Source organism: Streptomyces yangpuensis (assembly GCF_024666385.1).
GTDB classification, from domain to species: Bacteria; Actinomycetota; Actinomycetes; order Streptomycetales; family Streptomycetaceae; genus Streptomyces; species Streptomyces yangpuensis.
This window is the reverse complement of the sequence record NZ_CP102514.1, coordinates 7390615-7411104: the sequence shown is the minus strand read 5'-3', so window position 1 is coordinate 7411104 and position 20490 is coordinate 7390615. Positions and strand designations below refer to the sequence as shown.

Sequence of the window (20490 nt, the reverse complement as noted above, 5' to 3'; positions counted from 1 at the left end):
TGTTAGGGATATAAGCGGAATGATCCGCCAAGTAGGAGGTATGTAGCAATGCGCACGACTCTTCTTCGTGTGGCGACCGTGCTGGGTAGCGTGGCAATGCTGGCCGCCGTCGGCAGCGGCGTGGCAACCGCCGATGGCGTGGGCAGCGCAGGCATCGGCAACCATGGCGTCGGAAACGCCGGTGCCTTCAACGACGGCATCGGAAACGCCGGCGCCTTCAACCATGGCGTGGGCAACGCCGGCATCGCCAACTGGGGACTGGGCAACGCGGGTATCGCCAACACGGGGATCGGCAGCCACGGCATCGGCAACTCGGGCATCGGCACCGCCGGCATCGGGAACTGAGACGGGCCACCGCCCACCAACATCGCACAACGACCGTGTGACACGACGCGCCCGGCCGATGGCCGGGCGCGCCCACCGGAGCCTCGGCCGCATCAGCTGCGAGGCACCGGTCCGGGCGAGACGCCCCGCAAGCCCACTAAGACAGCGAGGCTGGACGCTGTCGGCCGCAGCGACGGCCACGCAGGGCGGGCGAGGAGAAGGTCCCGATTGCTGGACGCGCTCACCTGGAGGGGACGGCGTCCTTCGGGGAGGTGTGCCAGTTGGTGACGACCGGATTGTCCACGGTGATGGTGCCGACGGGCAGGGAGACCGGGTCGGGGTCGTCGTTACCGATGGCCACGATGATGCTGTCCAGCTCTTTGCCACCGTTCGCGCTGGTGGCCTTCGGGTTCACCCCCGCGTAGGCCGCGGTGTTCCCGGACAGTGTGACCTGCTTTCCGGTGGACTGCTCGGCGGGGCCGGCTTCCGTGCCGTCGGATCCGAACGCAGTGGTCGGATGAGCGGCGGGCAGGACGCAGGTGATGCCTGGCTTCGCCTTCGCGATGACGAGAATGTATCCACCGGCCTGCGTCTCGGACCTGGTGCTCCAGGAGATGTCGTTGGCTCCGCAGACCGGTGACATGATCGCGACGAATGCCGCCGACTCGCACCGCGGCCCGGGCCGATGCGAGCGGGCCTGGACTTGCTTCGCCCGCTCTGGACGCATTATCGGGTGGCGCTGCCCCGGCACTCTTTCAACCGGTGGAAGTGCGCTCCGCAACCTTGCGCTTCCAGTGGAGTTGCCTGTGCGAGAACGCCTTCCGGGTCCGCGAGCGCCTTGTGCGCGTAATCCTCGAGGCGGGGTGTGCCCCGTACGGCTTGCCTCTCAGCCATTCAGTGACCGCGGGTGTTCCCCACGTCGGATGACGCACGAGGTCCGGTCGCTCTTGCACCTGCGGTCGGCGTGGATCATCCACTGCGTCCGGAGAGGACCCAAAACGAGACGCAGTCACTGTCGAGGTGGAACGGGCCGGCACTTGAACAGATACGGTCATGCCCGCCAACGCCGAGAGCCCTCACTACGGATCTGTCCAGCGGTATGCATCGAAGCGAGGTGTTGGCCCCCGTCACGCGAGCCGCCCCTGCTGTATCCCCTCCGGACCAGGGACTGACGAACAAGGAATGAACGCACAGATGAAGACGACAATCCGGTCAGCCTTGGGCACCGTCCTCCTGGCCGCCATGACGGCCACCAGTGGCTCTGCTGCCGCCCAGGAGGCAAGGGCCGACGCACCGGCCGCGGACCATGCCCGGCTGACAGGGCAGTGGACCGAGCCTGTCGACAAGAACCGCCCGGGAATCACCTTCTACATCCAGAAGCTGACCTTCACCGCGGACGGCCGTTTCGAGCAGATCAACGACGTGATCTGCAACCAGGACGATTGTCCCGCGTTCAGGATCGGCATGAACACGGGCACGTACCGTACGGAGGGAAGGACCATCCACCTCGACGGCAACCTCTCCGACCTGCACGGCGCCGTCCGAAGCAGCAACACCATCGTCCTCGACAAGCACGTTCTCCACCGCACCACCGGCGAGGCCTCGAAGTAGCTCGCCGGGCTTGCCTGGACCCGCGACGAACGTGCCGGGCGCGCATGCCGCAGCTGGGCCGCCGCCACCACCGACGACCCGCTTCGATGACGGCCGTTCATGCGAGATCGGACTGTCCGTGGACGGCGTGGAACGTTCCCGCCGCGGTGAACGCGTTGGCGATCGGCGCGATCCTGCTGGATCACCACAGGCGGCCTCACCCCCCAGGACACCGAGGGCATCCGCGCACTGCTCCTGGACCGCTTCGCCGCCTGGTCCCCGCGACTGCGGCAGATACACCGCTACAACGACGGCCCCTACGTCGACCGTCCCCTGTACGCCCTGCCCGGGGCAGCACAGCCTTCGAAGGCCGACCGCGGTGCCCCGCGGGGGCGGTGGATACTGTGGCGTTGCAGGTGAAGTTCATTGACGACCGGGGGACTTGAGCGCAACGCGAGAGCCGCATCGAGCAGGAGGACAACGGTGCCGTGGCGAACCCCGGAGGCGCCGAACTGCTGTACTGGCCGGACACCTGCACGGGGATCGGGGACTACCTGCTGCGGGCTCTGCCGAACACCCGGGTGGGCCTCCTGCGGGCAGACGCTCCCCGCACCGCCGAGGCCTCGGTCAGCGGCATCTTGTACGTGTGGCCGCAGGCCTCGCGCTGAAGGGGAGCCCTGGGATCCCAGGGCTCCCGTGTGAGCGGCTGTGCTTGGCGTCAGCGTGCGAATTTTTCAATGGCCGCGGGGGTGACCGGGGTGAAGAAGTTGACGAGGTTGCCGTCGGGGTCGCGGAACAGCAGCGACCGGTTGCCCCAGGGCATCGTGGTGGGCTCGGTGACGAAGTCGGTGACGAAGCCGGTCAGATTCTGGTGAACGCGGTCCACGTCGTCCACGAGGAACTCGGTGATCACGCTGTGGTTGTCCGCCGGCCGGGCCGAGCCCGGGGCGAACAGCGGGACGGTGCGGGTCCCGGCGATCGCGAGGGTGGCACCCGCGGTCCGGAGTTCGGCGAAGTCCTCGGTGGCCCACGTCGCCCGCGCCCCTGTGGCTCGCTCGTAGAAGTCGACGAGGCGTGCGACGTCGCTGGTGATGATGCGGATCGAGACGAAGTCCATGGGAATCTCCTTGGCTGTGCTGGAGGCGTGCTCGTCGCAGGCTAGGAGAAATAGTGGACAGAATCGGTCCTGTATTCGCGCTACGCTGCCAACATGCCTCGACCGACCGGCCGCGTGCTGACACTCCTGGAGCTGCTGCAGTCGGGCGGCACCCGGACGGTGGCCGAACTCGCCGACCGGCTCGGCGTCCAAGGACGCACCGTGCGCCGGTATGTGGACCAGCTGATCGACCTCGACGTGCCCGTGGAATCGGTACGCGGCCGCTACGGCGGATACCGGCTGGCTCCGGGGTACCGCTTGCCTCCGCTCATGCTCAGCGACGACGAGGCGCTGGCCGTGCTTCTCGGCCTGGTCGCGGGCCGCCGAGCGGGGTTGACGACGACGGAGCGCACGGCAAGCGAGACGGCGTCGGCGAAGATCCGGCGGGTGCTGCCCAAGCGCATCGCCCGTCGGCTCGACACACTCCTCGAAACTCTCGCCTTCACGGACCAGCCCGGCGAGTTCGACACCCCGGACGCCGGGGTCCTGCTCACGATCGCCGATGCGGTGCGCCACCACCGACCGGTATCGATCCGCTACACCGACCGTGACGGACGGCGCAGCGAGCGCACGCTGCACGCGTACGGGATCGTCACCCATGCGGGCCGGTGGTACGTCACGGGCAAGGCCGCCCGGATCGGCGAGGACCGGACCTTCCGACTCGATCGCATCACAGATGCGCGGACCCTGCCCGGCTCATTCGAAGCGCCAGTGGGTCCCGGTCCGGCGCAGCGCGTGTTGTCCGGGTTCGCCACGGCCGAATACCGGCATGAGGTGACCTTGCGGATCCACGGGACGGTCGAGCAGATCCGCGCCCACCTTCCGGCCGGCGTCGCGAGCCTGGAGGATGACGCGTCCGCGGTCGGCGAGGACCGCGCGACCGAGCGCTGGCTGCGCGTAGAGCTGCGGGCGGAGCGGCTCGACTGGTTGCCCCCGGTACTCGCCTCACTCGACCGGCCGTTCGTCATCGAGCGCCCCGATGAACTCCGCGACCTCGTCATCGCGCTCGCCGGTCGCCTCACGTCCTACGCCGCCGGGCACGACCGCGAGGAACCGATGGCATGAGATGGCACAGGGGGACGGTGTCATCAGGTCGAGGCCGTCGAGTCAGCCTGAAGGAGCAGTACAAGGACACACCCGCCGCCGGTGGCCGGTAGGTCCGCGGAGCCCCGCCCTTCGCCGACATGCTCCACGGTCGCGCCGTCAGCGGCCCACGTACGCGGGAACGCCGCCCAGTCCGTGGGGTCCGCCAGCGGGGTGGCGCCTCTGCCGTAGGGGGCGAGAAAGGCCTCGAGATGTGCGGTCGTGTCCGGCGGTACCGGCAGCCCGACGGCCCTCGGCCAGCCCTGTCAGGGCGTCGTCGCGGGTCCGTGCACGTAGTCGTCCGCGTCTACCGGACGAGCTGATACACCGGCCGGGCCCGTACAGGTGTCGTAGGCCTCCGTGCGCGGCCAGTACCGTCCTTCGAGGGACTCGGCGCTGCGGTTGAGGCGGGCCAGGACGTCCTCCAGCTCCCGCACCTCCTCGGGAGACCAGTCGGCCACCACCCGGGCCAGGCAGGAACGGTTGACCTCGCGGTCGGCGGCGAGCCGGCGACCGCCTTCGGCGGTGATGCGCAGTTTGCGGGCCATCCCGCCGTCCGGGTCCGCGACGCGCTCGGCCAGGCCGCAGCGCAGCAGCGCCGCCGTCTGGCGGTTTACGGTCGAGGTGTCGAGCCCGAAGGCCTCCGCCAACTGCCCGATGGACATGGGCCCCTGGGTGTCGATCCGGCTGAGCAGCAGGTACGCGGACCGCTCCAGGCGCTCGGGGTCGCGCTCACGCCGGGCCAGCACCTGGTGCCGCGAGAGCAGCATCAGCTCCCGTTCCAGTTTCTCCAGCACTGCGCCTCCCGCTCCCTTCGGCGCTCCATTATCGCCGCCCCGTGGACCGGCGGGGCTCCTCCTGCCACGAGCGGCCACCCACGGGCCGCAATATGCATGATACACAGCATGTGTACTATGCATTTCTCGTCGCGCCCCGACGAGCCCCAGCCTCAATCCGGAGGACCTTCATGACCGTCACCACGTCCACCGCCTCCCGCGCGGCCGAGATCCTGTCCCGGCCCGTCACCCTGAACGGCCTGACCGTCCCCAACCGCATCGCCATGGCGCCGATGACGCGGATGTTCTCCCCCGGCGGCGTGCCCGGCGAGGACGTGCAGGCGTACTACGCGAGCCGGGCCGCCGCCGGCGTGGGCCTGATCGTCACCGAGGGCACCTACGTCGGTCACGACTCCGCCGGGCAGAGCGACCGGGTGCCGCGGTTCCACGGCGAGGAGCAGCTGGCGGGATGGGCGAAGGTCGCCGCAGCCGTGCACGAGGCGGGCGGCACGATCGTGCCGCAGCTGTGGCACATCGGCATGGTGCGCAAGCAGGGCGAGGCGCCGTACGCCGACGCGCCCGCCGTCGGCCCCTCCGGCATCCGCGTGGACGGCACCGAGGGGACCGGCAAGGCGATGACCGGCGCCGATCTCGACGACGTCATCGGCGCGTTCGCCGACGCCGCCGCGGACGCCGTGCGGATCGGCTTCGACGGTGTCGAACTGCACGGCGCTCACGGCTACTTGCTCGACCAGTTCCTGTGGGAGCGAACCAACCGCCGTACCGACGCGTACGGCGGCGACGCGGTCGCCCGCACGAGGTTCGCCGCGGAGATCGTGGCGGCGGTCCGCGAGCGCGTCCCGGCCGACTTCCCCGTGATCTTCCGCTACTCGCAGTGGAAGCAGGAGGCCTACGACGCCCGGCTCGCGCAGACCCCGGAGGAGCTGGAGGCGATCCTGGCGCCGCTGGCGGCGGCGGGCGTCGACGTGTTCCACGCCTCCACCCGGCGCTACTGGCTGCCGGAATTCGAGGGCTCGGACCTCAACCTCGCGGGCTGGACCAAGAAGCTCACCGGCCGCCCGACCATCACCGTCGGCTCGGTCGGCCTCGACGGCGACTTCCTCCGCGCTTTCGTCGGCGAGGGCGCCGCGCTGGGCGACATCGACAACCTCCTGGACCGTATGGAGCGCGAGGAGTTCGACATGGTGGCCGTGGGCCGGGCGCTGCTCCAGGACCCGCAGTGGGCGGCGAAGGTCCTGGGCAACCGCTTCGACGAGCTGAAGCCGTACGATGCCGCGGCGCTCAAGTCGCTCAGCCGGTAGCCGGTGGCCGGTAGCCGGTAGCCGTCCTGAGCCTCGGCTCTCGAACGCCCCGCGACGTCGGTACGCCGACAACGCGGGGCGTTCACGCAGCCCGGTCATCCCCAGACGGGGAGGCAGTAGTCGCCGTCGGGGTGGGTGCCCTGTCCGGGGCGGGGCGGCCGCCCGGGCGTCCCGGTGCGGCGGGGGTCGTAGCGGTAGCCGTCGTGCTGCCGGTCCAGCCGGTACACGACCTGCGGAGTACCTCACGGCGGCGACGGAGGTACCCAGCCCGGGTGCCGTCCCGACAGACCCACCGCCCGGTCCAGCAGCGGGGCGTCGTCCGGTACGGGTACGACCGGGCCGAAGATGCCCCCGCCGCGGTCCTCTTCCTCTGCGGCGGCGAGGAGGAAGGCGTGCGAGAGGCGCAACGCGGCCTCGTCCGGGACGTACTCCTGGCCCGTCGCCCGGGCCAGATCCCAGCCGTGGATCACCAGCTCGTCCACGGCCACCGCGCCCGCGACCTCGCCCGGGAGGTCCACGCCGCCCGCCCGGGTCATGCCGGTCCAGGCAGCCGGGTCCTGCCAGGCCTCGGCCAGCTCGCCGAGGACCCGGGGCAGTTCCTCGCGCCAGGCGGCGGGCAGGGACACTCCGGCCGGGTCCGGCGCCGTGTCGGTGGTCGGGCCGAGGTCCTTGCGGCCGGCGTCACGGAACGCGACGGCGAGGCCGGTGAGGTGACCCAACAGGCCCCCCACCGTGTACTCGGGGCACGGCGTCGGGCCGGCCAGCCCGGTGTCCGGCACCTCCGCAGCGAGGCGGGACACGATCCGGGTCTGCTCCGCGAGATCGACGGACGGCGTACCGGTCATCCCCTGCTCCTCCGGGGGCACTCTCCTCATTCCTCCTCGGCGCCGTCGTCCGACTGGTTGCGTGCGCGCCTCGTGACCACGGCTGCCGCCGCGACGGCACTCGTGGCGAAGGCCAGGGCGAGCATCCACCGCTGGTCGAAGGTGTGGCCGGTGGCGTGGTCGAGGGAGTAGCGGCCCGCCCCCGCGAGGCCGATGGTGGCGGCGGTGAAGCCGAGGAAGGCCGGGTATTCGAACCCTCCGCCCTGGGCGAAGAAGCCGGCCGGGGCGTGGACGGCGACGGCTCCGGCCATGGCTCCCGCGGCCACGGCGCCGGCCGCCGGCGTGGCGAGACCCAGCGCGAGGAGCGCCCCGCCGCCGGTCTCCCCCAGGCCTGCGGCGAGGGCGCTCTGCCGGCCGGGCGTGTAGCCCATGTGCTCCATCGCGGCGGCCGTCTTGTCGAGGCCGGCGCCGCCGAACCATCCGAAGAGCTTCTGCGTGCCGTGCGCCATGAGTACCGCTCCGGTGCCGGCCCGCAGCGCCAGCAGGGCGAGGTCGCGTCGGTTGATGCAGCTCATGGAGGTCTCCCTGGAGGCGGCGGGCCCGGCCGTCGTGTCGGTGGTCGGTGGTCGGTGACGACATTCGTATCCCGTCGGGGCCGCAACGACCCTGCGCCGCCCCGCAAGTCCGCCGAACGGGCGGCAGCCCGGCCGGGCACCGGCCGGTGCTGCGGGACGCGTGCGGGTCAGGCGTGCGGTCGCGGTCAGTGCCCGCCGTCTTCGAGGAAGTGGCGGACGTCGGCGGCGAAGGACGCCATCTGCTCGCCCGCCTCCAACCGTGTGGCCACCGCGGCGCTCCAGCCTCCTGCGGCGGTCCGCCGGGAGCGCAGGGTCCAGGTCAGGGCGATGTGTCCACCCGAGGAGAAGACCGCGGACACGATAAGGTCCCGGTCGTAGGTCTCCCAGCGGCGGTCGCCGTCCCAGCCGGTGAAGTCGGGCGTTCAGTCCCGGCGCGTGCACCTCGACCGTGTGGTGCACGCAGTGGCCGTCGGCGCTGTGCCGGTCGCGAAGGCGACCCCCGCGGATGGGGCGTCCTGGCAGCGCACCGCCACGTACGGACCCTCATCGGCGAAGTCGTCGCGGCGGGTCACGAGGAGCATCCCTGGTCGGCGTGGGACTTCCCCGCCGGGGTTCCGGTGTCGCCCTGGAGCCACACGTAGCCGACGGGCTGGGCCTCGTTCCAGGTTTCGGCGAGGGCCGGGTCGACGGGCAGGAATCCGGCCGCGCGGTAGCAGCGAAGGGCTCGCTCGTTGTCCGGGTGCACGCGCAGGAAGACGTTGCGGTAGCCGGCCGCGACGGCGCGCGCGAGCAGCCCTCGCACCAGTACGCGCCCCAGGCCCCTCCCCCGGGTGTCCGGTGCCACGATGAGCCGGGCCAGTTCGGCCTCGTCCTCCCCGTCGTCGAGCCACAGCTCTCCGTAGCCCACGACCGCCCGTCCTCCACAAGGACATGGGCCCGGACGTCGGCATCCTGCTGCCAGTCGGTGACCGTCCGCGGGGACAGGGGGAACTCCTGCCGTCCGCACCACCTGACGACCTCGTCGGCCGAGGTGGGCCAGCCGGCCACCGTGGCGGCGTGGGCAGCGGTGAAAGGGAGCAGGTCCATGCCCGTCGGTCCGTCCGGAGTCACGATGCGACAGCGCCCCACACCGGGCCGCAGGGCGAGCCTACGTGTGCCTCTGCCGCCGTCGCACCGGTATTCCACGCCCTGACCCCCGTCGTGTGCCGCGCCCGGTCCGGTCTCGCGGCGGGACGCCGTCGCGTCCGCAGGGCGCGGGAGGGCCGACGCGTTCACACTGGCAGGATGACGAGTGCAGTGCACTGCGTGCAGTGCGGCAAGGAGGCCGGATGAGCTGGGCATCATGGACCACTCGCGGGATCTTCGCCGGCCGGGACGGTGTCATGACCGGCGAGGCGGGACCCGTCCTCACCGGTGAGCTCGACATCCACACCACGTGGACCGAGGCCGAGGGTATGGCGCACGTCACGGTGCAGTACAGCGGGGCCTCCGACTGGCTTCCCCTTGCGGGGAGTCCCGTCCCGTGCCCCAGTGAGGAGGCGAGCCGCGCCCTGCACGAGGCGGTCATCAATTCCGTACGTGCCGGAGCGACCCTGCCGCTGAGCGCCGGTCTGCCCTGAACCGCGATCCCCGATGCGAGCCGGTGCTGGCGGGCGGTGCCGTGCGGTACCGCCCGTCAGGCGGCCGCGCCCACGCTCCGGCGGGCGGCGAGCCTACGGCGTTCCTCCTCGGTGAGCCCGCCCCACACCCCGTACGCCTCGCCGGTGCGCAGCGCGTGCCGCAGGCACGCCTCCCGCACCGGGCACCGGGCGCACACCTCCTTGGCCGCCTCGTCACGGGCGGCGCGGTCCTCACCGCGCTCTCCCGCCGGGTGGAAGAACCGGCGCGAGCCCAGGCCGCGGCAGGCCGCTTCCGCCTGCCACGCCCAGTGGTGCTCGGCCAGACCCGGGAGTCGCGACACGTCGGACATTGCTTGCTCCTTCCGTGGGATGGTGATGACGAAGGCTCGCCTGCTCACGATCCGCCGGATGAAACGTCGGTGGCGACGCGGTCGACGGCGGGGGCCCGTCGGCCGCAGTGGGGGGCTGCGGCCGACGGGCGTCTTCACGGCCCTGCCGGGCCGGCTACGCCGCTACGCGGCGCCCGTCATCCGGGCGAACACGACCACGTTGCTGTTGTAGTAGTGCTTCTTGGGGTCGAACTCTCCGCCGCAGGTGACCAGGCGCAGGCCCGCGTGGTCGAGGTTCTTGTAGACCTCCAGTGTGGGGAACTCGGCCTTCGGGTACTCGCTGACCTTGTCCACCGTGAACGTGACCGTCTTGCCGTCCTTGCGCGTCACCTTGATGGTGTCACCGCCCTTCATCGTCTTCAGCTTCTCGAACACCGCCGCCGCTCCGTTCCAGGTGACGTGCCCTGCGATCACGGCCGGTCCCTCGGAGCCGGGCGTCGGTCCCGGCTCGTACCAGCCCGCGAGCGCGGGGTCCTTCGGGGTCTGCATGGTGCCGTCGCCGTTCTGCTTCAGCGTTTCCAGGGTGCTGGTCACGCCCAGGGACGGGATCGTGATCTTCTGCGGCTCGGAGCGGGCGAGGGCGGGCTGGGCCCGGCCCGCTCCCGTGCCGCCGCCCGTGGCCGAGCCTGCGCCCGTACCGTTCTTCGGCGCGTCGGCGGGTTTCCCGCTGGGGGCTGCGCCCGCGGCCTCGGGTGCCGCGCCCTGCGCGGCCTGCCCCTGCCCGGCCTGCCCGTCGGGGGCGGCGGGCTTCGCCGCGTTCTGGCCTCCGCAGCCCGCGAGGAGCAGCGCGGCGAGGGCGGCGGCGGCCAGGGGGCGTACGGTGCGGCGGCGGCTCCACCCGGTGGCCGTGGCGGTCGCGCCGGGTAGGGGCGACGTGCCGGGTTCGGGCGACGTGCCGGGTTCGGGGGTCGGCCTCACGCGCCGCCCCCGGTGTTCTCCCGGCGGACGGGGACGGGGACCGCGGAGGCCCGCTTGCGCGACAGCGCCACCGCGCCGGCCGCCGCGGCGAGCACGGTGATCGCCACGCCGTCGCGGACCGTCACCGGCACGGAGGTACTCTCCGGGGTGCCGCCGCCGGTCTCGATGGCTCCGACGGGGAGGGATCCGACGGCCGCGCCCTTGACCTCTCCGCAGTTGGTCGGGGCCGTGGCCTCCTGGGGCAGCTTCGGGTCGAGCTCGCTCTTGCCGGCTCCCTCGAAGTCGTACTTGCCGTTCTTGTTGCGGTCGATGCCGTGCTGTACGACGTGCAGGTCCTTGATGTGGTCGACGACGTCCTGACCGACGGTGATGGTCCGCTTGTAGGAGATCTTGCCCTTCTTGTCGGCGACGGGCATACGATCCACGGCCAGGCCGCTGGCGGGCTTGGTGTCACCCGTCGTCGTGAGCGAGATGTTGATGTCGCCGTAGTCGTGCGTGGCCTCGGTGTTGTTGAGGATTCCGTCGCGGTCGGTGTCGTCGGTCGCGTCCGGGCACTTGAAGTCGTGCCCCTTCGTCGAGCCGTGGAGGTGCTGGGCCGACGGCGAACCGGGCACCATGCCCTCGGACTCGATCTGTACGGTCAGCTGATTGCCCTTGAGACTGAGCATGACCGTGCCGCGGGAGCCCGAATTGTTCAGCTGCGCCAGATCGATCTGGTACGCCTTTCCGCCCTCCGCGAGCGCTGGTCCGGAAAGACCGAGGGTCAGGAACACGGCGGTGGGTACGGCGGCGAGAACCACGTGGCGACCGGCGCGCTTGACTATCACATTCGCTCCTGTTCCGTGGATCCCCAGGACGGGAATCGCAGATCGTACGGGGTGGAATCGAGCCCCGGAAAGGGTCTCGTTCCTATTTCGGCGCCCCAACGCCTGTGGATGGGTGCCTGTTTGAAGATTTTTCGGCGCCCACTACGTCCGGCAGCCTTCCCCCGGTCATCCAGATACGTGACATCGCATCGGCCAGGGCGGGGAATCGGGCCGCCTCGCAGAGCATCACCGAGAGCACGAGCATTCCGTGCGCGGTGGATTTCGGATCACGGTTGCGGTGCAGCCGCATGACCGCGTCGCCCAGGGGGCGGCGTCCCAGGAGGAGCCCCGGGAGCCGCACGCCCGCGGCCACCTCCAGGTCCCTGCGGCGGCCGCCGAACGGCAGTGCCTGCGTACGGCTGATGCCGGGCGGCGCGGGCGAGTCCCGCACGTGGCGGACGTACGCCTCCGGCGGAGCCTGGCCGTTCTCGAAAGTGTTGCGGAATCCGATGATGCGAGGGCCTGCGCCGTGCGGGCGGAGCTCGACGTAGAGCTCGATGAACAAACCACTGAGCTGAATACGGAGCGGGAGTTGGGATCTGCCCCGGTCCCCCGGGCCGGCCATGCTGAAAATACCGTGAGCATCTGCGGCTCTCGACCGGATGGTCGACGTCAGGAGCCGATACTCGTCCACCGATGCGTACGCCGAGGAAAACGTCACGGGTTTCAGCATGGCCGCCTGCATCAGGTGGAGGAGCCGGGAGCCGGACTCCTCGTGAGTAATCTGAACGGATTCGGTTCGACCTTGCTGTACTCACGCACGCGCATCCACCGCCTTATACATCGTTCCGGTCACCGACGGGAGGGGTGGCCCCCTTCCCCGGTTCCGGATTCGGTTTCGGTTCGGTCTCGACCTTTGTAGTCCTCCTGGCGGCGGCCGGGCGAATAGTTGGCCTGTGATGCCAAAAAATCAGCGCGCCGCCCCGTCCAGTGCCTGTTCCAGTGCCTCCAGGACGGTGTCGCGGAACAGCGTGGTCTTGTAGCCGGTCTGCGGCAGGGGCCGGCAGCGGGTCAGTACGGTCGCGGCCGCCGCGGCGAGGATCCCGGGGGTGGCCTCGCGGCCGATCAGCACGGTTTCCACCTCGGGCAGGCGCAGCGGGACGCGTGCCACCCCGCCGGCCGCGACGGCGGCGTGCGTGACGGTGGCGCCGTCGAGCGCGAGCCGGGCGGTGGCCTCGACCAGCGGCCACTCGGCGTGGGCCCGGCTGATGGTCCGGTGGTGGGCGGCGCGTTCACCGGGCAGCGGCGCGGGCAGCCGGACGGCGGTCAGGACGCGGTGCGGCAGCAGCAGGTGGTCCGCGTGGTGGAGGCGGTCGCCGTCGCCGTACAGGTCGGCGACGCTGCGCGGCGCTTCGTCGTGGATCTCGGCCTCGGCGTCGTAGGTGAGCAGGGCCGTCGCCAGGGTGGACGGATGCGGGGTGATGCAGGGACCGCCGCCGCGGACCACGCCGAAATGGTGGTCGCCCTCGCGCGCGGGGCAGCCGGCGCCGCCCTTCTGCAGGCAGCTGACGTGCGGGTTGCGGAAGTACCAACAGCGGTTGCGCTGCAGCAGGTTGCCGCCCAGGGTGCCGGCGGCGCGGATCTGGGGGGTGGCCGCGGTCCCGGCTGCCAGGGCGAGGGCCGGCCAGCCTGCGCGTACCCGGGGATCGGCGGCCAGCTCGGCGAGGGTGGTCAGGGCTCCGATGCGCAGGCCGCCGCCGGGCAGCGGCGCGGTGCCGCGCAGGTCCGCCACACCGTCGAGGTCGGTGAACGGCCCGGTGGAGACGCCGCTGCGCTGCCGGGCGCCGGTGTCGGTGCCGCCGGCCCGCAGTTCCCCGCCGCGGGCCCGTACGGCGGCCGAGAGGGCGGTGAGGTCGGGCTGTTCGGTGCTCACGTACCCAGTCCTTCCAGGAGCCGGTCGGGGCGGATCGGCATGTCGTACGGGCGCCAGCCGGTCGCGTCGTGGACCGCGTTGGCCAGGCACGCCGCGGTGGGCAAGGTGGCGATCTCACCGAGGCCGACGCCGCCGCCGGGGACGTGGTCGAAGCCCTCCTGGTGGAAGTGGACGGTGATCTCCGGGGTGTCGCCGATCCCGGGGATGCGGTAGTCCTCCAGGTTGTCGGTCAGCACCCGGCCGGTGACCGGGTCGGTGCGCCGCTCCTCGTACAGGGCGTAGCCGATGCCCTGGACGACGGCGCCCTCGCACTGGCTGCGGGCCAGCCGGTCCTCGTGGATGCGGCCCGCGGCGATACCGCTCCAGACGCGCAGCGGGCGGATCCGGCCGAGCCGGGTGTCCACCTCGACCTCGGCGACCTGCACCGAACCGGTGAAGCCGCGGCCGATCGCCACGCCGCCCAGGGTGAAGGGGAGTGCGAAGCCCCGGTGGTCGCGGGGGCGTCGCCCGGTCACCCGTACGCCGTGGGCGGCAGCGAGCCGGGCGGCGACGTCGGAGCCGCCGAGTGCTTCACGCAGCCGGGCGGCGGCGTCCGCGGCGGCGGGTACGAGGGAGGGGGTGGTGCGGCTGCCGCCGGAGGTGGGGCCGTGAACGGTGTCGCTGTGGCCGATTTCGGCGCGCACCCGCGCCTCGTGCAGGCCGAGTGCGTCGGCGACGGCGCGGCGCAGCACGGTCCGCGAGCCGGTGCCCATGTCCTGTACGGCGCAGCGGGCGACGACGATCCCGTCCTCGACGGCGAGTTCGACCTCGGTGACGGGGTCGAGGAGGTAGAGCCAGTTGGCCGCCGCGACGCCGACGCCTCGGCGGAAGCGTCCGGTGCCGCCGCGGCGGCCCGACCAGAGCGGCAGTGCGGCGGCGTGGTCGTAGAGGGCGTGCCGTTTGGGGTTGCCGTCCCAGCGGCGGCGCAGGGCGATCGGGTCCTGGCCGAGCCGGTGGGCCATCTCGTCGACGGCCTGTTCGAGGGCCCAGCACATGGTGGGGCCGCCGGGGCCGCGGAAGGGGGCGCCCGGGGGCCGGTGGGTGACGGTGTCGAAGTCGCGGAGCCGGCGCGGGGCTTTGCCGTACATGAACCGGGCGAGGGCCGCCACGGTGCCGCCCACCGAGACCCCGCCGTCGCTGTCCGCGTCCATCGCCAGCGCGCTCAGGTCGCCGGCCGCGTCGACGGACATCGCGAGCCGGATCCGGCTGGCGGGCCGGTAGCCGCCGTCGGTGAGTTCCTCGTCCCGGTCGAGCACGACCCGAACGGGGGCGCCGTGCAGCCGGGCCAGCTCCGCCGCGGCGACGACGTCGGTGGTCAGTCCCATCTTGCAGCCGAAGCCGCCGCCGACGTGGACGGCCCGCGCCACCACCCGTTCGGCGGGCAGGCCGAAGCGTTCGGCGGCGAGTTCGGCGACGGCTTTCACGGACTGTGTGGACACCTGGAGGTGGAGGGTGCCGTCGGCCCAATGGGCGAGGCAGGCATGCGGTTCGAGCGGGGTGTGGGTCTGCGCGGCAGTGGTGAACACGCCTTCGACGACCCTTTCGGGGTACTTGGTACGCGCCTCCTGGATGCGGCGTACGGCCAGGGCGGGGCGTTTGCTCATGGCGGACGGGCCCCGCAGGTTGCCCCGCCAGCGGGCGGGGACCAGTTGGGGGGTCTCCCCTGATCCGGGGGCCCGCTTGCGGGACGCCTTGTCCTCGTAGACCGGCGGGCCTTCGCCCGTTCGGGCCAGGCGCGCGTCCAGGGCCGCGGGCAGCACCTCGTAGTCCACGGTGACGCGCGCGGCCGTCGCCCGTGCGGCGGCCCGGTCGGTCCCCGCGACGGCGGCGACCGGCTGCCCGATGTAACGGACCACGCCGTCGGGCGGCAGCAGGGGCACCAGCGGCAGGTCGCCGGCCTCCAGGGAGCGTACGTGGGCGTGCGCGTGCGGGGAGCGGATGATCACGCCCTCCAGCAGCCCGTCGGGGTGCAGGTCGGTGGTGTAGCGGGCGGATCCGTCGGTCTTCTCCGGGGCTTCGACGCGCGGCACCGCCGCTGCCCCCGCGCCGTCGGGCGCCGAGCCGGTCGGTGCCGTGTCGTGGTCGCCGGCGCAGGCCGCGGCCACCGCCCTGAAGATCCCCTCGTAGGCGCCGCAGCGGCACAGATGGCCGGCCAGGGCCTCCGCGATCTGCTCGCGCCCCGGCCGGGCGGTGCCGTGCAGGGCGCGCCAGCGCTCGACGAAGGCTGCCGCGTCGACGACGAAGCCCGGGGTGCAGTACCCGCACTGGAGGGCGTCCTCGGCGGCGAAGGCCCGTGCCACGGGATGGCCGGACAGGCCCTCCACCGTCGTCACCCGCCGCCCGGCCAGCCGGGCCGCCGGGGTCAGGCAGGACACCCGGGGTTCCCCGTCGACCTGGATGGTGCAGGCCCCGCACACGCCGCCGGCGCAGACCAGCTTGGTGCCGGTCAGGCCCAGCCGGTCGCGGACCACGTCCACGGCGGCGGGGTCGCCGTCCACGTCGACCGTCCGCCGGGCGCCATTGACCTCGAACTCCACGAGACGTACTCCTCCGCCGTGGGGTGGTGGCCGCCTGGGCCACGCTCGCCGACAGCCTCCTTGATATCCCGGCGTCGGGGCCGGCGCAGCGCGGCGCGGGCCCGATCCCGCCCGGGCCCGGTACCGCGGGACGGGGCTGCGGGGCCCGGGGCCGCGGAGCGGTACGGGGCGGTTGTTGCTCCGTTCGCGGTGCGTCGCCCGTGGAGTTGCCGGTCGCTGGCGGGGCGTGGGGCTGGGCGCGCGAGCCGCTCGACGTCGGCACGCCGCTGTTCACTTGCAGGACTGAGCGGAGCGGCGGGCGGGCCCGCGCCACACCCTGCCGCGGCGCGGTGGTGCCGTGGTGCCGTCAGGTGCGGGGGACCTCGCCCGGGTCGGCGTGGTCGGGGAGGGTGCCGGCCCGCAGGGCCGCGGCCGCGTGGACGGCGGCGCCGACGGCCAGGGCGTCCTCCTCGAAGACGACACGGTTGGAGTGGCAGTCGGGGGCCTGCGCCGGGGGCACGCCGGGCGGACACGCACCCAGGAACGCCATCGCGCCCGGCACCCGTTGCAGGACGTAACTGAAGTCCTCGGCGCCCATGAACGGCTCGGCCAGGTGGTGGACCCGGCCGGGGCCGAGGAGCGCGGCGGCCGCGTCGTGGAGGGCGGCCGTACGGGCGGGGTCGTTGACGACGGGCGGGTAGCCCTCGGTGAGGGTGACCTCGGCGTGCGCCCCGTGGGCGGCGGCGACGTGGTGGGCGACGCGGGTGATGCCGTCGCGCACCAGCTGACGGGTGGCGGGGGTGAGGGTGCGGAAGGTGCCGCGGATCTCGGCGGTCTCGGGGATGACATTGCTCGTCGTACCGGCGTGCAGCGAGGCCACGGTGACCACGGCCGGATCGAACACGTCGACGGTGCGCGTGACCATGGACTGCAGGGCCTGGACGATCTCGCAGGCGACGGGTACGGGGTCGAGGGCCCGGTGCGGTGTCGAGGCGTGGCCGCCGCGGCCGCGTACGGTGACGTGCAGCCCGTCGGATGCGGCGAAGGTGGGACCGGGCCGCAGATGGAGGGTGCCGCTCTCGAACCGGGTGGTGACGTGCAGGGCGAAGGCGGCCGCGACGTCGCCGTCGGCACTCTCCAGTACCCCCTCGTCGATCATGTGGCGGGCGCCGCCGCCGGATTCCTCCGCGGGCTGGAACATGAAGACGACGCGGCCCGCCAGCAGGGCGCGGCGGGCCGCGAGCAGCCGGGCCGCTCCGACGAGCATGGCGGTGTGGGTGTCGTGTCCGCAGGCGTGCATGGCGCCCGGCACGGTGGAGGCGAAGTCAAGACCGGTCTCCTCGGCCATGGGCAGGGCGTCCATGTCGGCGCGCAGCAGGACCGTCGGGCCGGGCCGGGCGCCTTGGAGTCGCGCGGTGACGGAACTCAGGTGCGAGCCGGTGGACAGGTCCAGCCCGAGCCCGTCCAGTGCCTCCAGGACGGCTTGCTGGGTGCGGGGCAGGTGCGTGCCGGTCTCGGGCAGGCGGTGGATGCTGCGGCGCAGTGCCACGATGCCGGGCAGGGCGGCGCGTGCTTCGGCGAGCAGCCCTTGGAAGGCTTCCGGCGGGACGGGCACGGCGTCTCCTCCGCGAGAACGCACAACGGATGTACGGGACGTACGGGACGTACGGGACGTACGGGACGTCTGCCATGGTGCCCCGCCGTCCGCCCGCCACGCCGGCGCACCGCGTCCGGCGCGCCGGGGGGGGGGCGTACGCGCGGGGGCTCCGCGCAGTGTCAGCGGTGTCAGCCGTGCGTCGTGGGACGGGTGAGGGAGCGGAGGCGGCGGGCTTCGAGCACCGTGGCGAGGGCGTAGGCGCCGCCGCCCGCACCCGCGAGGGCCCAGTAGAGGCCGGGTGCGTCGAGTGAGAGCACCGCGCCGGAGGTCAGCGCGAGCCAGATGCCGAGGCCGTAGTGCAGCACGTTGCGGCGTACGGCCCCTTCGGCGAGGTAGAGCAGGCCGACGACGATGCCGGACCCGGCGGGCCACAGGACGGACTGGAGTTCCGGCGCGTCGAGTACGGAGGTCAGGCCGGTGATGGCGAGGGCCAGGGCGGTGAAGGCGGCGATCCAGGCGGTGCCGAGCAGTTTGCCGGAGAGGATCTCGGGGGCGGGGGCTCCGCGTTGGGCGCGGAGCGCGGCCAGGGTGGCCTGGACGATGCCGGTCACGAGCCCTGACCCGAGCAGTGTCATGGGGAGCCAGTCGGGCAGGCCGAGCAGGGGGGAGTCGCCGTGGGAGGCCGCGGCGGCCCCGTGGCCCAGCACATAGGCGAGTCCGAAGCTTGCGTAGGCCGCACGGCTGTCGACCTCGGCCGGTCGGCTGGTCGCGGGGATGCCGGCTTCGGCCGGCGGGAGAGTGGCGGTACTGGTCACGGTGGAGTTCTCCGGGGGTGAGGAACGGATGGGCGCGGGGCCGGGTCCTTGGCCTGGGTTCCCTGGATCGGGTCGGGTGGCCGCCGGGTTCGCAGTCAGGGGTGGAGGCGTCATGCGGGCTGTTCGGCGCGTGCCTTGAGGCAGTCGAGCCAGCTCTGCAGGGAGGTCCGCAGGGCCGTGGTGAGTTCGTCGACGGCGTCGACGGGGTCTCCGCTCCAGGACTCCTCGGTGTGGACGAGGACACCGGCGTCGGTCGGTTCGAAGGTCCAGACGTGGATGCCGATGATGCCCTGGACGGTCCCGTCCCAGACGATCCGCTTTCCGGGTACGAGTTCACGGATGGTGGAGGTGATGCTCATGCCGTGGGTCAGCCAGGTGAAGGCGGTGCCGACCGCCAACGGGCCGTTGAGGCGTGCCCGGTCGATGCCGGCGTTCCAGGCCGGCCAGTCGTCGACGTCGGTGTGCAGCGACCAGACGGTGGCGAGGGGGGCGTCGACCAGCGTGCTGAGGCCGACAACGACGGGGGCGGTGGTGTCGATGGAGTGCATACGGTGTCCTGTCTGTTGCGGGAACGGGCGGGGCTTTCGGGCTCTTGGTCAGGGGGCCGGAGCGGAGGCGGGCCCGGGGGTGGGAGCGGGCGCGGGCCCAGGTGCGGGCCCCGGTGCGGGGGCGGGGGCCGGGACCGAATCGGGCGTCTCGCCCTGCGGGGGCGGCGCCGCGGCTGCGGGCCTGCGGCACGGGACGAGCGCACGGCGGGCGCTCCCCGCCGGGCGGGTGAGTGGTACGGCGAGGAGCGCGGAGGCCGCCAGGATCGCGGCGGAGACCGCGAAGGCGGTGCGGTAGCCGGCGGTGAGTGCTTCGAGCGGGGGCTGGTGGCCGGCCGCGTGGGCGGTGACGGAGCCGGCCAGGGTGGCGAGGGCGGCGAGGCCGATCGCGCCGCCGACCTGCCGGGTGGTGTTCACCAGGCCGCCCGCCAGGCCCGCGTCCTGCCGGGGGACGCCGTCCACGGCGAGTGCGGTGAGCTGGACGAAGGCGACGCTCAGGCCCATACCGATCAGGACGCTCGGGCCGAGGATGTCGACGAGGTAGGTCCCCTCGGCGGTCATCCGGGACAGCCACAGCATTCCGGCGGCCTCGGTGAGCAGGGCCGCGACCACGGTGGCGGTCGCGCCGATGCGCCGGGAGATCCGGGGTGCCGCGAAGGCGCCGAGCATGTTGGCCACGGCGAGGGGAAGTTGGCCGGCGCCGGTCGTCAGGGGGCTCATCCCGAGGACCTGTTGCTGGTAGAGCGGAAGGAAGAAGAACAGCGCGATCCACACGGACCCCAGCAGCGCCATCAGGACATTGCCGGCGGCGACCTGGCCGGTGGCGAACAGCCTCGGCGGGATCAGCGCGTCCGGCCGTCGGCGTTCGACGAAGGCGAAGGCCGCGAACAGTACGGCGGCGGCGAGGAGGGCGCCGAGCACCCCCGCGTTCGTCCAGCCGAGGGCGCGTGCGCTGGTCAGCGCCCAGACCAGGCAGGTCAGGGCGAGGGTGACGGTGGCCGTCCCCGGGAGGTCGAACCGCCCGGTACCCCGGCCGGCGCCCAGCGGTACGCACACCGCCACCGCGGCCAGGACCAGCACCGCTCCCACAGCGGCGATGTGGAAGACCCAGGGCCAGCCCCACGCCTGGGTGAGTACGCCGCCCAGCAGGACACCGACCGCGCCTCCCGCACCGGAGACCGCTCCCCACACGCCCAGGGCCTTCCCCCGGGCGGGGCCGGGCGGGAACAGGTCCATCGCCAGGGCGAGTGCGGCCGGGGCGATGACCGCGGCGCCGAGACCCTGGACCGCGCGGGCGGTGATCATCAGCGTCGGCGTGGCGGCGAGTCCCGCCGCCAGCGAGGCCCCGGCGAACAGGGCGAGACCTGCGATCAGCACCCGGCGGCGGCCGAGGAGGTCGGCCGCCCGGCCCCCGGCGAGGAGCAGCGCCCCGAACGCCAGCCCGTAGGCGTTGACCACCCATGTGGTGCCGCCGTCCGACAGTCCCACGCCGGCCCGGATCTGCGGCAGGGCCACGTTCACGATCGAGGTCGCGAGCATGACGGTGAACTGCGCGGCGGCCAGCGCCGCGAGTGCGGGCCCCGGGCGGGGTGGGGCGGGGGTGTCCTTCGTACGTCCAAGGTTCATGGCGCACAGCCTCACGGCGGGCGGTGTCCACTTTCCA

23 protein-coding genes and 2 pseudogenes are annotated in these 20490 nt (G+C 72.7%); 7 read left to right on the top strand and 18 right to left on the bottom strand.

Translation table 11 applies throughout. From position 1 onward, the window contains the following. Positions 1-69: 69 nt before the first annotated feature. Positions 70-345 (top strand): pentapeptide repeat-containing protein, encoded by a 276-nt coding sequence (locus tag NRK68_RS33625; RefSeq protein WP_257857697.1) that lies wholly within the window; start codon positions 70-72, stop codon positions 343-345. Positions 346-565: 220 nt separating this feature from the next. Here the strand turns inward: NRK68_RS33625 and NRK68_RS33620 are convergent. Further along, positions 566-958, bottom strand: a pseudogene (locus NRK68_RS33620) (DUF4232 domain-containing protein); the annotation flags it as partial. Between the two features lie 560 nt (positions 959-1518). On the opposite strand from NRK68_RS33620, the gene NRK68_RS33615 reads away from it, so the two are divergent. From NRK68_RS33615 to NRK68_RS33605, 3 genes and pseudogenes are all read left to right on the top strand, one after another. Continuing rightward, positions 1519-1935, top strand: a complete 417-nt coding sequence (locus tag NRK68_RS33615; protein WP_257857696.1) for a hypothetical protein — start codon at positions 1519-1521, stop codon at positions 1933-1935. Between the two features lie 177 nt (positions 1936-2112). Beyond that, positions 2113-2262, top strand: a pseudogene (locus NRK68_RS37065) (FAD-dependent monooxygenase); the annotation flags it as partial. Between the two features lie 140 nt (positions 2263-2402). After that, on the top strand, positions 2403-2582 hold the full coding sequence (locus tag NRK68_RS33605) for a hypothetical protein (protein ID WP_257857694.1): 180 nt from the start codon (positions 2403-2405) through the stop codon (positions 2580-2582). 50 nt (positions 2583-2632) lie between these two features. On the opposite strand, the gene NRK68_RS33600 is transcribed toward NRK68_RS33605, so the two are convergent. Continuing rightward, positions 2633-3031 carry a VOC family protein gene (locus NRK68_RS33600; protein ID WP_257857693.1) on the bottom strand — a complete coding sequence of 133 codons (399 nt, stop codon included), beginning with the start codon at positions 3029-3031 and terminating at the stop codon, positions 2633-2635. A 93-nt stretch (positions 3032-3124) separates the two neighbouring features. Here NRK68_RS33600 and NRK68_RS33595 point away from each other — a divergent pair, with 93 nt between their 5' ends. Further along, entirely contained in the window at positions 3125-4135 is a 1011-nt protein-coding gene (locus NRK68_RS33595; RefSeq protein ID WP_257857692.1) for a helix-turn-helix transcriptional regulator, read from the top strand. 284 nt (positions 4136-4419) lie between these two features. On the opposite strand, the gene NRK68_RS33590 is transcribed toward NRK68_RS33595, so the two are convergent. Next, positions 4420-4923, bottom strand: a complete 504-nt coding sequence (locus tag NRK68_RS33590; protein ID WP_257857985.1) for a MarR family winged helix-turn-helix transcriptional regulator — start codon at positions 4921-4923, stop codon at positions 4420-4422. Positions 4924-5120: 197 nt separating this feature from the next. Here NRK68_RS33590 and NRK68_RS33585 point away from each other — a divergent pair, with 197 nt between their 5' ends. Then, positions 5121-6251: an NADH:flavin oxidoreductase gene (locus NRK68_RS33585; RefSeq protein WP_257857691.1), complete on the top strand. Its 1131-nt coding sequence runs from the start codon at positions 5121-5123 to the stop codon at positions 6249-6251. A gap of 95 nt (positions 6252-6346) precedes the next feature. On the opposite strand, the gene NRK68_RS33580 is transcribed toward NRK68_RS33585, so the two are convergent. The 5 genes from NRK68_RS33580 to NRK68_RS33560 all read right to left on the bottom strand — a co-directional run bounded on the left by NRK68_RS33580 (position 6347) and on the right by NRK68_RS33560 (position 8557). Beyond that, a complete protein-coding gene (locus tag NRK68_RS33580) occupies positions 6347-6478 on the bottom strand; it encodes a DUF2716 domain-containing protein (RefSeq protein WP_257857690.1) in 132 nt (43 codons plus the stop codon). Positions 6479-6493: 15 nt separating this feature from the next. Beyond that, positions 6494-7096: a TIGR03086 family metal-binding protein gene (locus NRK68_RS33575; RefSeq protein ID WP_257857689.1), complete on the bottom strand. Its 603-nt coding sequence runs from the start codon at positions 7094-7096 to the stop codon at positions 6494-6496. 26 nt (positions 7097-7122) lie between these two features. After that, complete coding sequence (locus NRK68_RS33570) at positions 7123-7650, bottom strand: DoxX family protein (RefSeq protein WP_257857687.1); 528 nt, start codon at positions 7648-7650, stop codon at positions 7123-7125. Between the two features lie 185 nt (positions 7651-7835). Then, positions 7836-8009 (bottom strand): DUF6228 family protein, encoded by a 174-nt coding sequence (locus tag NRK68_RS33565; protein ID WP_257857686.1) that lies wholly within the window; start codon positions 8007-8009, stop codon positions 7836-7838. A 209-nt stretch (positions 8010-8218) separates the two neighbouring features. Further along, a complete protein-coding gene (locus NRK68_RS33560) occupies positions 8219-8557 on the bottom strand; it encodes a GNAT family N-acetyltransferase (RefSeq protein ID WP_257857685.1) in 339 nt (112 codons plus the stop codon). Positions 8558-8978: 421 nt separating this feature from the next. Between NRK68_RS33560 and NRK68_RS33555 the strand changes: the two genes are divergently transcribed. Then, complete coding sequence (locus NRK68_RS33555) at positions 8979-9269, top strand: hypothetical protein (protein WP_257857684.1); 291 nt, start codon at positions 8979-8981, stop codon at positions 9267-9269. A gap of 56 nt (positions 9270-9325) precedes the next feature. Here NRK68_RS33555 and NRK68_RS33550 read toward each other — a convergent pair whose 3' ends face one another. The 10 genes from NRK68_RS33550 to NRK68_RS33505 form a co-directional block, all read right to left on the bottom strand. After that, positions 9326-9619 (bottom strand): WhiB family transcriptional regulator, encoded by a 294-nt coding sequence (locus tag NRK68_RS33550; protein WP_257857683.1) that lies wholly within the window; start codon positions 9617-9619, stop codon positions 9326-9328. A 162-nt stretch (positions 9620-9781) separates the two neighbouring features. Next, the gene (locus NRK68_RS33545; RefSeq protein ID WP_257857682.1) at positions 9782-10576 is read right to left on the bottom strand and encodes a class F sortase; all 795 of its coding nucleotides are present in this window, start codon (positions 10574-10576) and stop codon (positions 9782-9784) included. Beyond that, positions 10573-11403, bottom strand: a complete 831-nt coding sequence (locus NRK68_RS33540) for a hypothetical protein (protein ID WP_257857680.1) — start codon at positions 11401-11403, stop codon at positions 10573-10575. Before NRK68_RS33540 ends, NRK68_RS33545 begins: the two co-directional genes overlap by 4 nt. Positions 11404-11485: 82 nt before the next feature. Then, positions 11486-12115, bottom strand: a complete 630-nt coding sequence (locus NRK68_RS33535) for a ribosome-inactivating family protein (RefSeq protein ID WP_257857679.1) — start codon at positions 12113-12115, stop codon at positions 11486-11488. Between the two features lie 237 nt (positions 12116-12352). Continuing rightward, complete coding sequence (locus tag NRK68_RS33530) at positions 12353-13315, bottom strand: FAD binding domain-containing protein (RefSeq protein WP_257857678.1); 963 nt, start codon at positions 13313-13315, stop codon at positions 12353-12355. Next, a complete protein-coding gene (locus NRK68_RS33525) occupies positions 13312-15891 on the bottom strand; it encodes a molybdopterin-dependent oxidoreductase (RefSeq protein WP_257857677.1) in 2580 nt (859 codons plus the stop codon). Before NRK68_RS33525 ends, NRK68_RS33530 begins: the two co-directional genes overlap by 4 nt. A gap of 346 nt (positions 15892-16237) precedes the next feature. Further along, positions 16238-17485: a M20 metallopeptidase family protein gene (locus NRK68_RS33520; protein WP_257857676.1), complete on the bottom strand. Its 1248-nt coding sequence runs from the start codon at positions 17483-17485 to the stop codon at positions 16238-16240. 170 nt (positions 17486-17655) lie between these two features. After that, on the bottom strand, positions 17656-18282 hold the full coding sequence (locus NRK68_RS33515; RefSeq protein WP_257857675.1) for an ABC transporter permease: 627 nt from the start codon (positions 18280-18282) through the stop codon (positions 17656-17658). Between the two features lie 110 nt (positions 18283-18392). Then, on the bottom strand, positions 18393-18830 hold the full coding sequence (locus NRK68_RS33510; protein ID WP_257857674.1) for an SRPBCC family protein: 438 nt from the start codon (positions 18828-18830) through the stop codon (positions 18393-18395). Between the two features lie 48 nt (positions 18831-18878). Beyond that, positions 18879-20453 (bottom strand): MFS transporter, encoded by a 1575-nt coding sequence (locus NRK68_RS33505; RefSeq protein ID WP_257857673.1) that lies wholly within the window; start codon positions 20451-20453, stop codon positions 18879-18881. Positions 20454-20490 lie beyond the last annotated feature (37 nt).

Excerpts from the sequence above, each read along its gene's own strand:
- NRK68_RS33615 (WP_257857696.1), top strand. The coding sequence starts at position 1,519 with ATGAAGACGACAATCCGGTCAGCCTTGGGCACCGTCCTCCTGGCCGCC.
- NRK68_RS33600 (WP_257857693.1), bottom strand. The coding sequence starts at position 3,031 with ATGGACTTCGTCTCGATCCGCATCATCACCAGCGACGTCGCACGCCTC.
- NRK68_RS33595 (WP_257857692.1), top strand. The coding sequence starts at position 3,125 with ATGCCTCGACCGACCGGCCGCGTGCTGACACTCCTGGAGCTGCTGCAG.
- NRK68_RS33590 (WP_257857985.1), bottom strand. The coding sequence starts at position 4,923 with ATGCTGCTCTCGCGGCACCAGGTGCTGGCCCGGCGTGAGCGCGACCCC.
- NRK68_RS33585 (WP_257857691.1), top strand. The coding sequence starts at position 5,121 with ATGACCGTCACCACGTCCACCGCCTCCCGCGCGGCCGAGATCCTGTCC.
- NRK68_RS33575 (WP_257857689.1), bottom strand. The coding sequence starts at position 7,096 with ATGACCGGTACGCCGTCCGTCGATCTCGCGGAGCAGACCCGGATCGTG.
- NRK68_RS33570 (WP_257857687.1), bottom strand. The coding sequence starts at position 7,650 with ATGAGCTGCATCAACCGACGCGACCTCGCCCTGCTGGCGCTGCGGGCC.
- NRK68_RS33555 (WP_257857684.1), top strand. The coding sequence starts at position 8,979 with ATGAGCTGGGCATCATGGACCACTCGCGGGATCTTCGCCGGCCGGGAC.
- NRK68_RS33550 (WP_257857683.1), bottom strand. The coding sequence starts at position 9,619 with ATGTCCGACGTGTCGCGACTCCCGGGTCTGGCCGAGCACCACTGGGCG.
- NRK68_RS33535 (WP_257857679.1), bottom strand. The coding sequence starts at position 12,115 with ATGCTGAAACCCGTGACGTTTTCCTCGGCGTACGCATCGGTGGACGAG.
- NRK68_RS33510 (WP_257857674.1), bottom strand. The coding sequence starts at position 18,830 with ATGCACTCCATCGACACCACCGCCCCCGTCGTTGTCGGCCTCAGCACG.
- NRK68_RS33505 (WP_257857673.1), bottom strand. The coding sequence starts at position 20,453 with ATGAACCTTGGACGTACGAAGGACACCCCCGCCCCACCCCGCCCGGGG.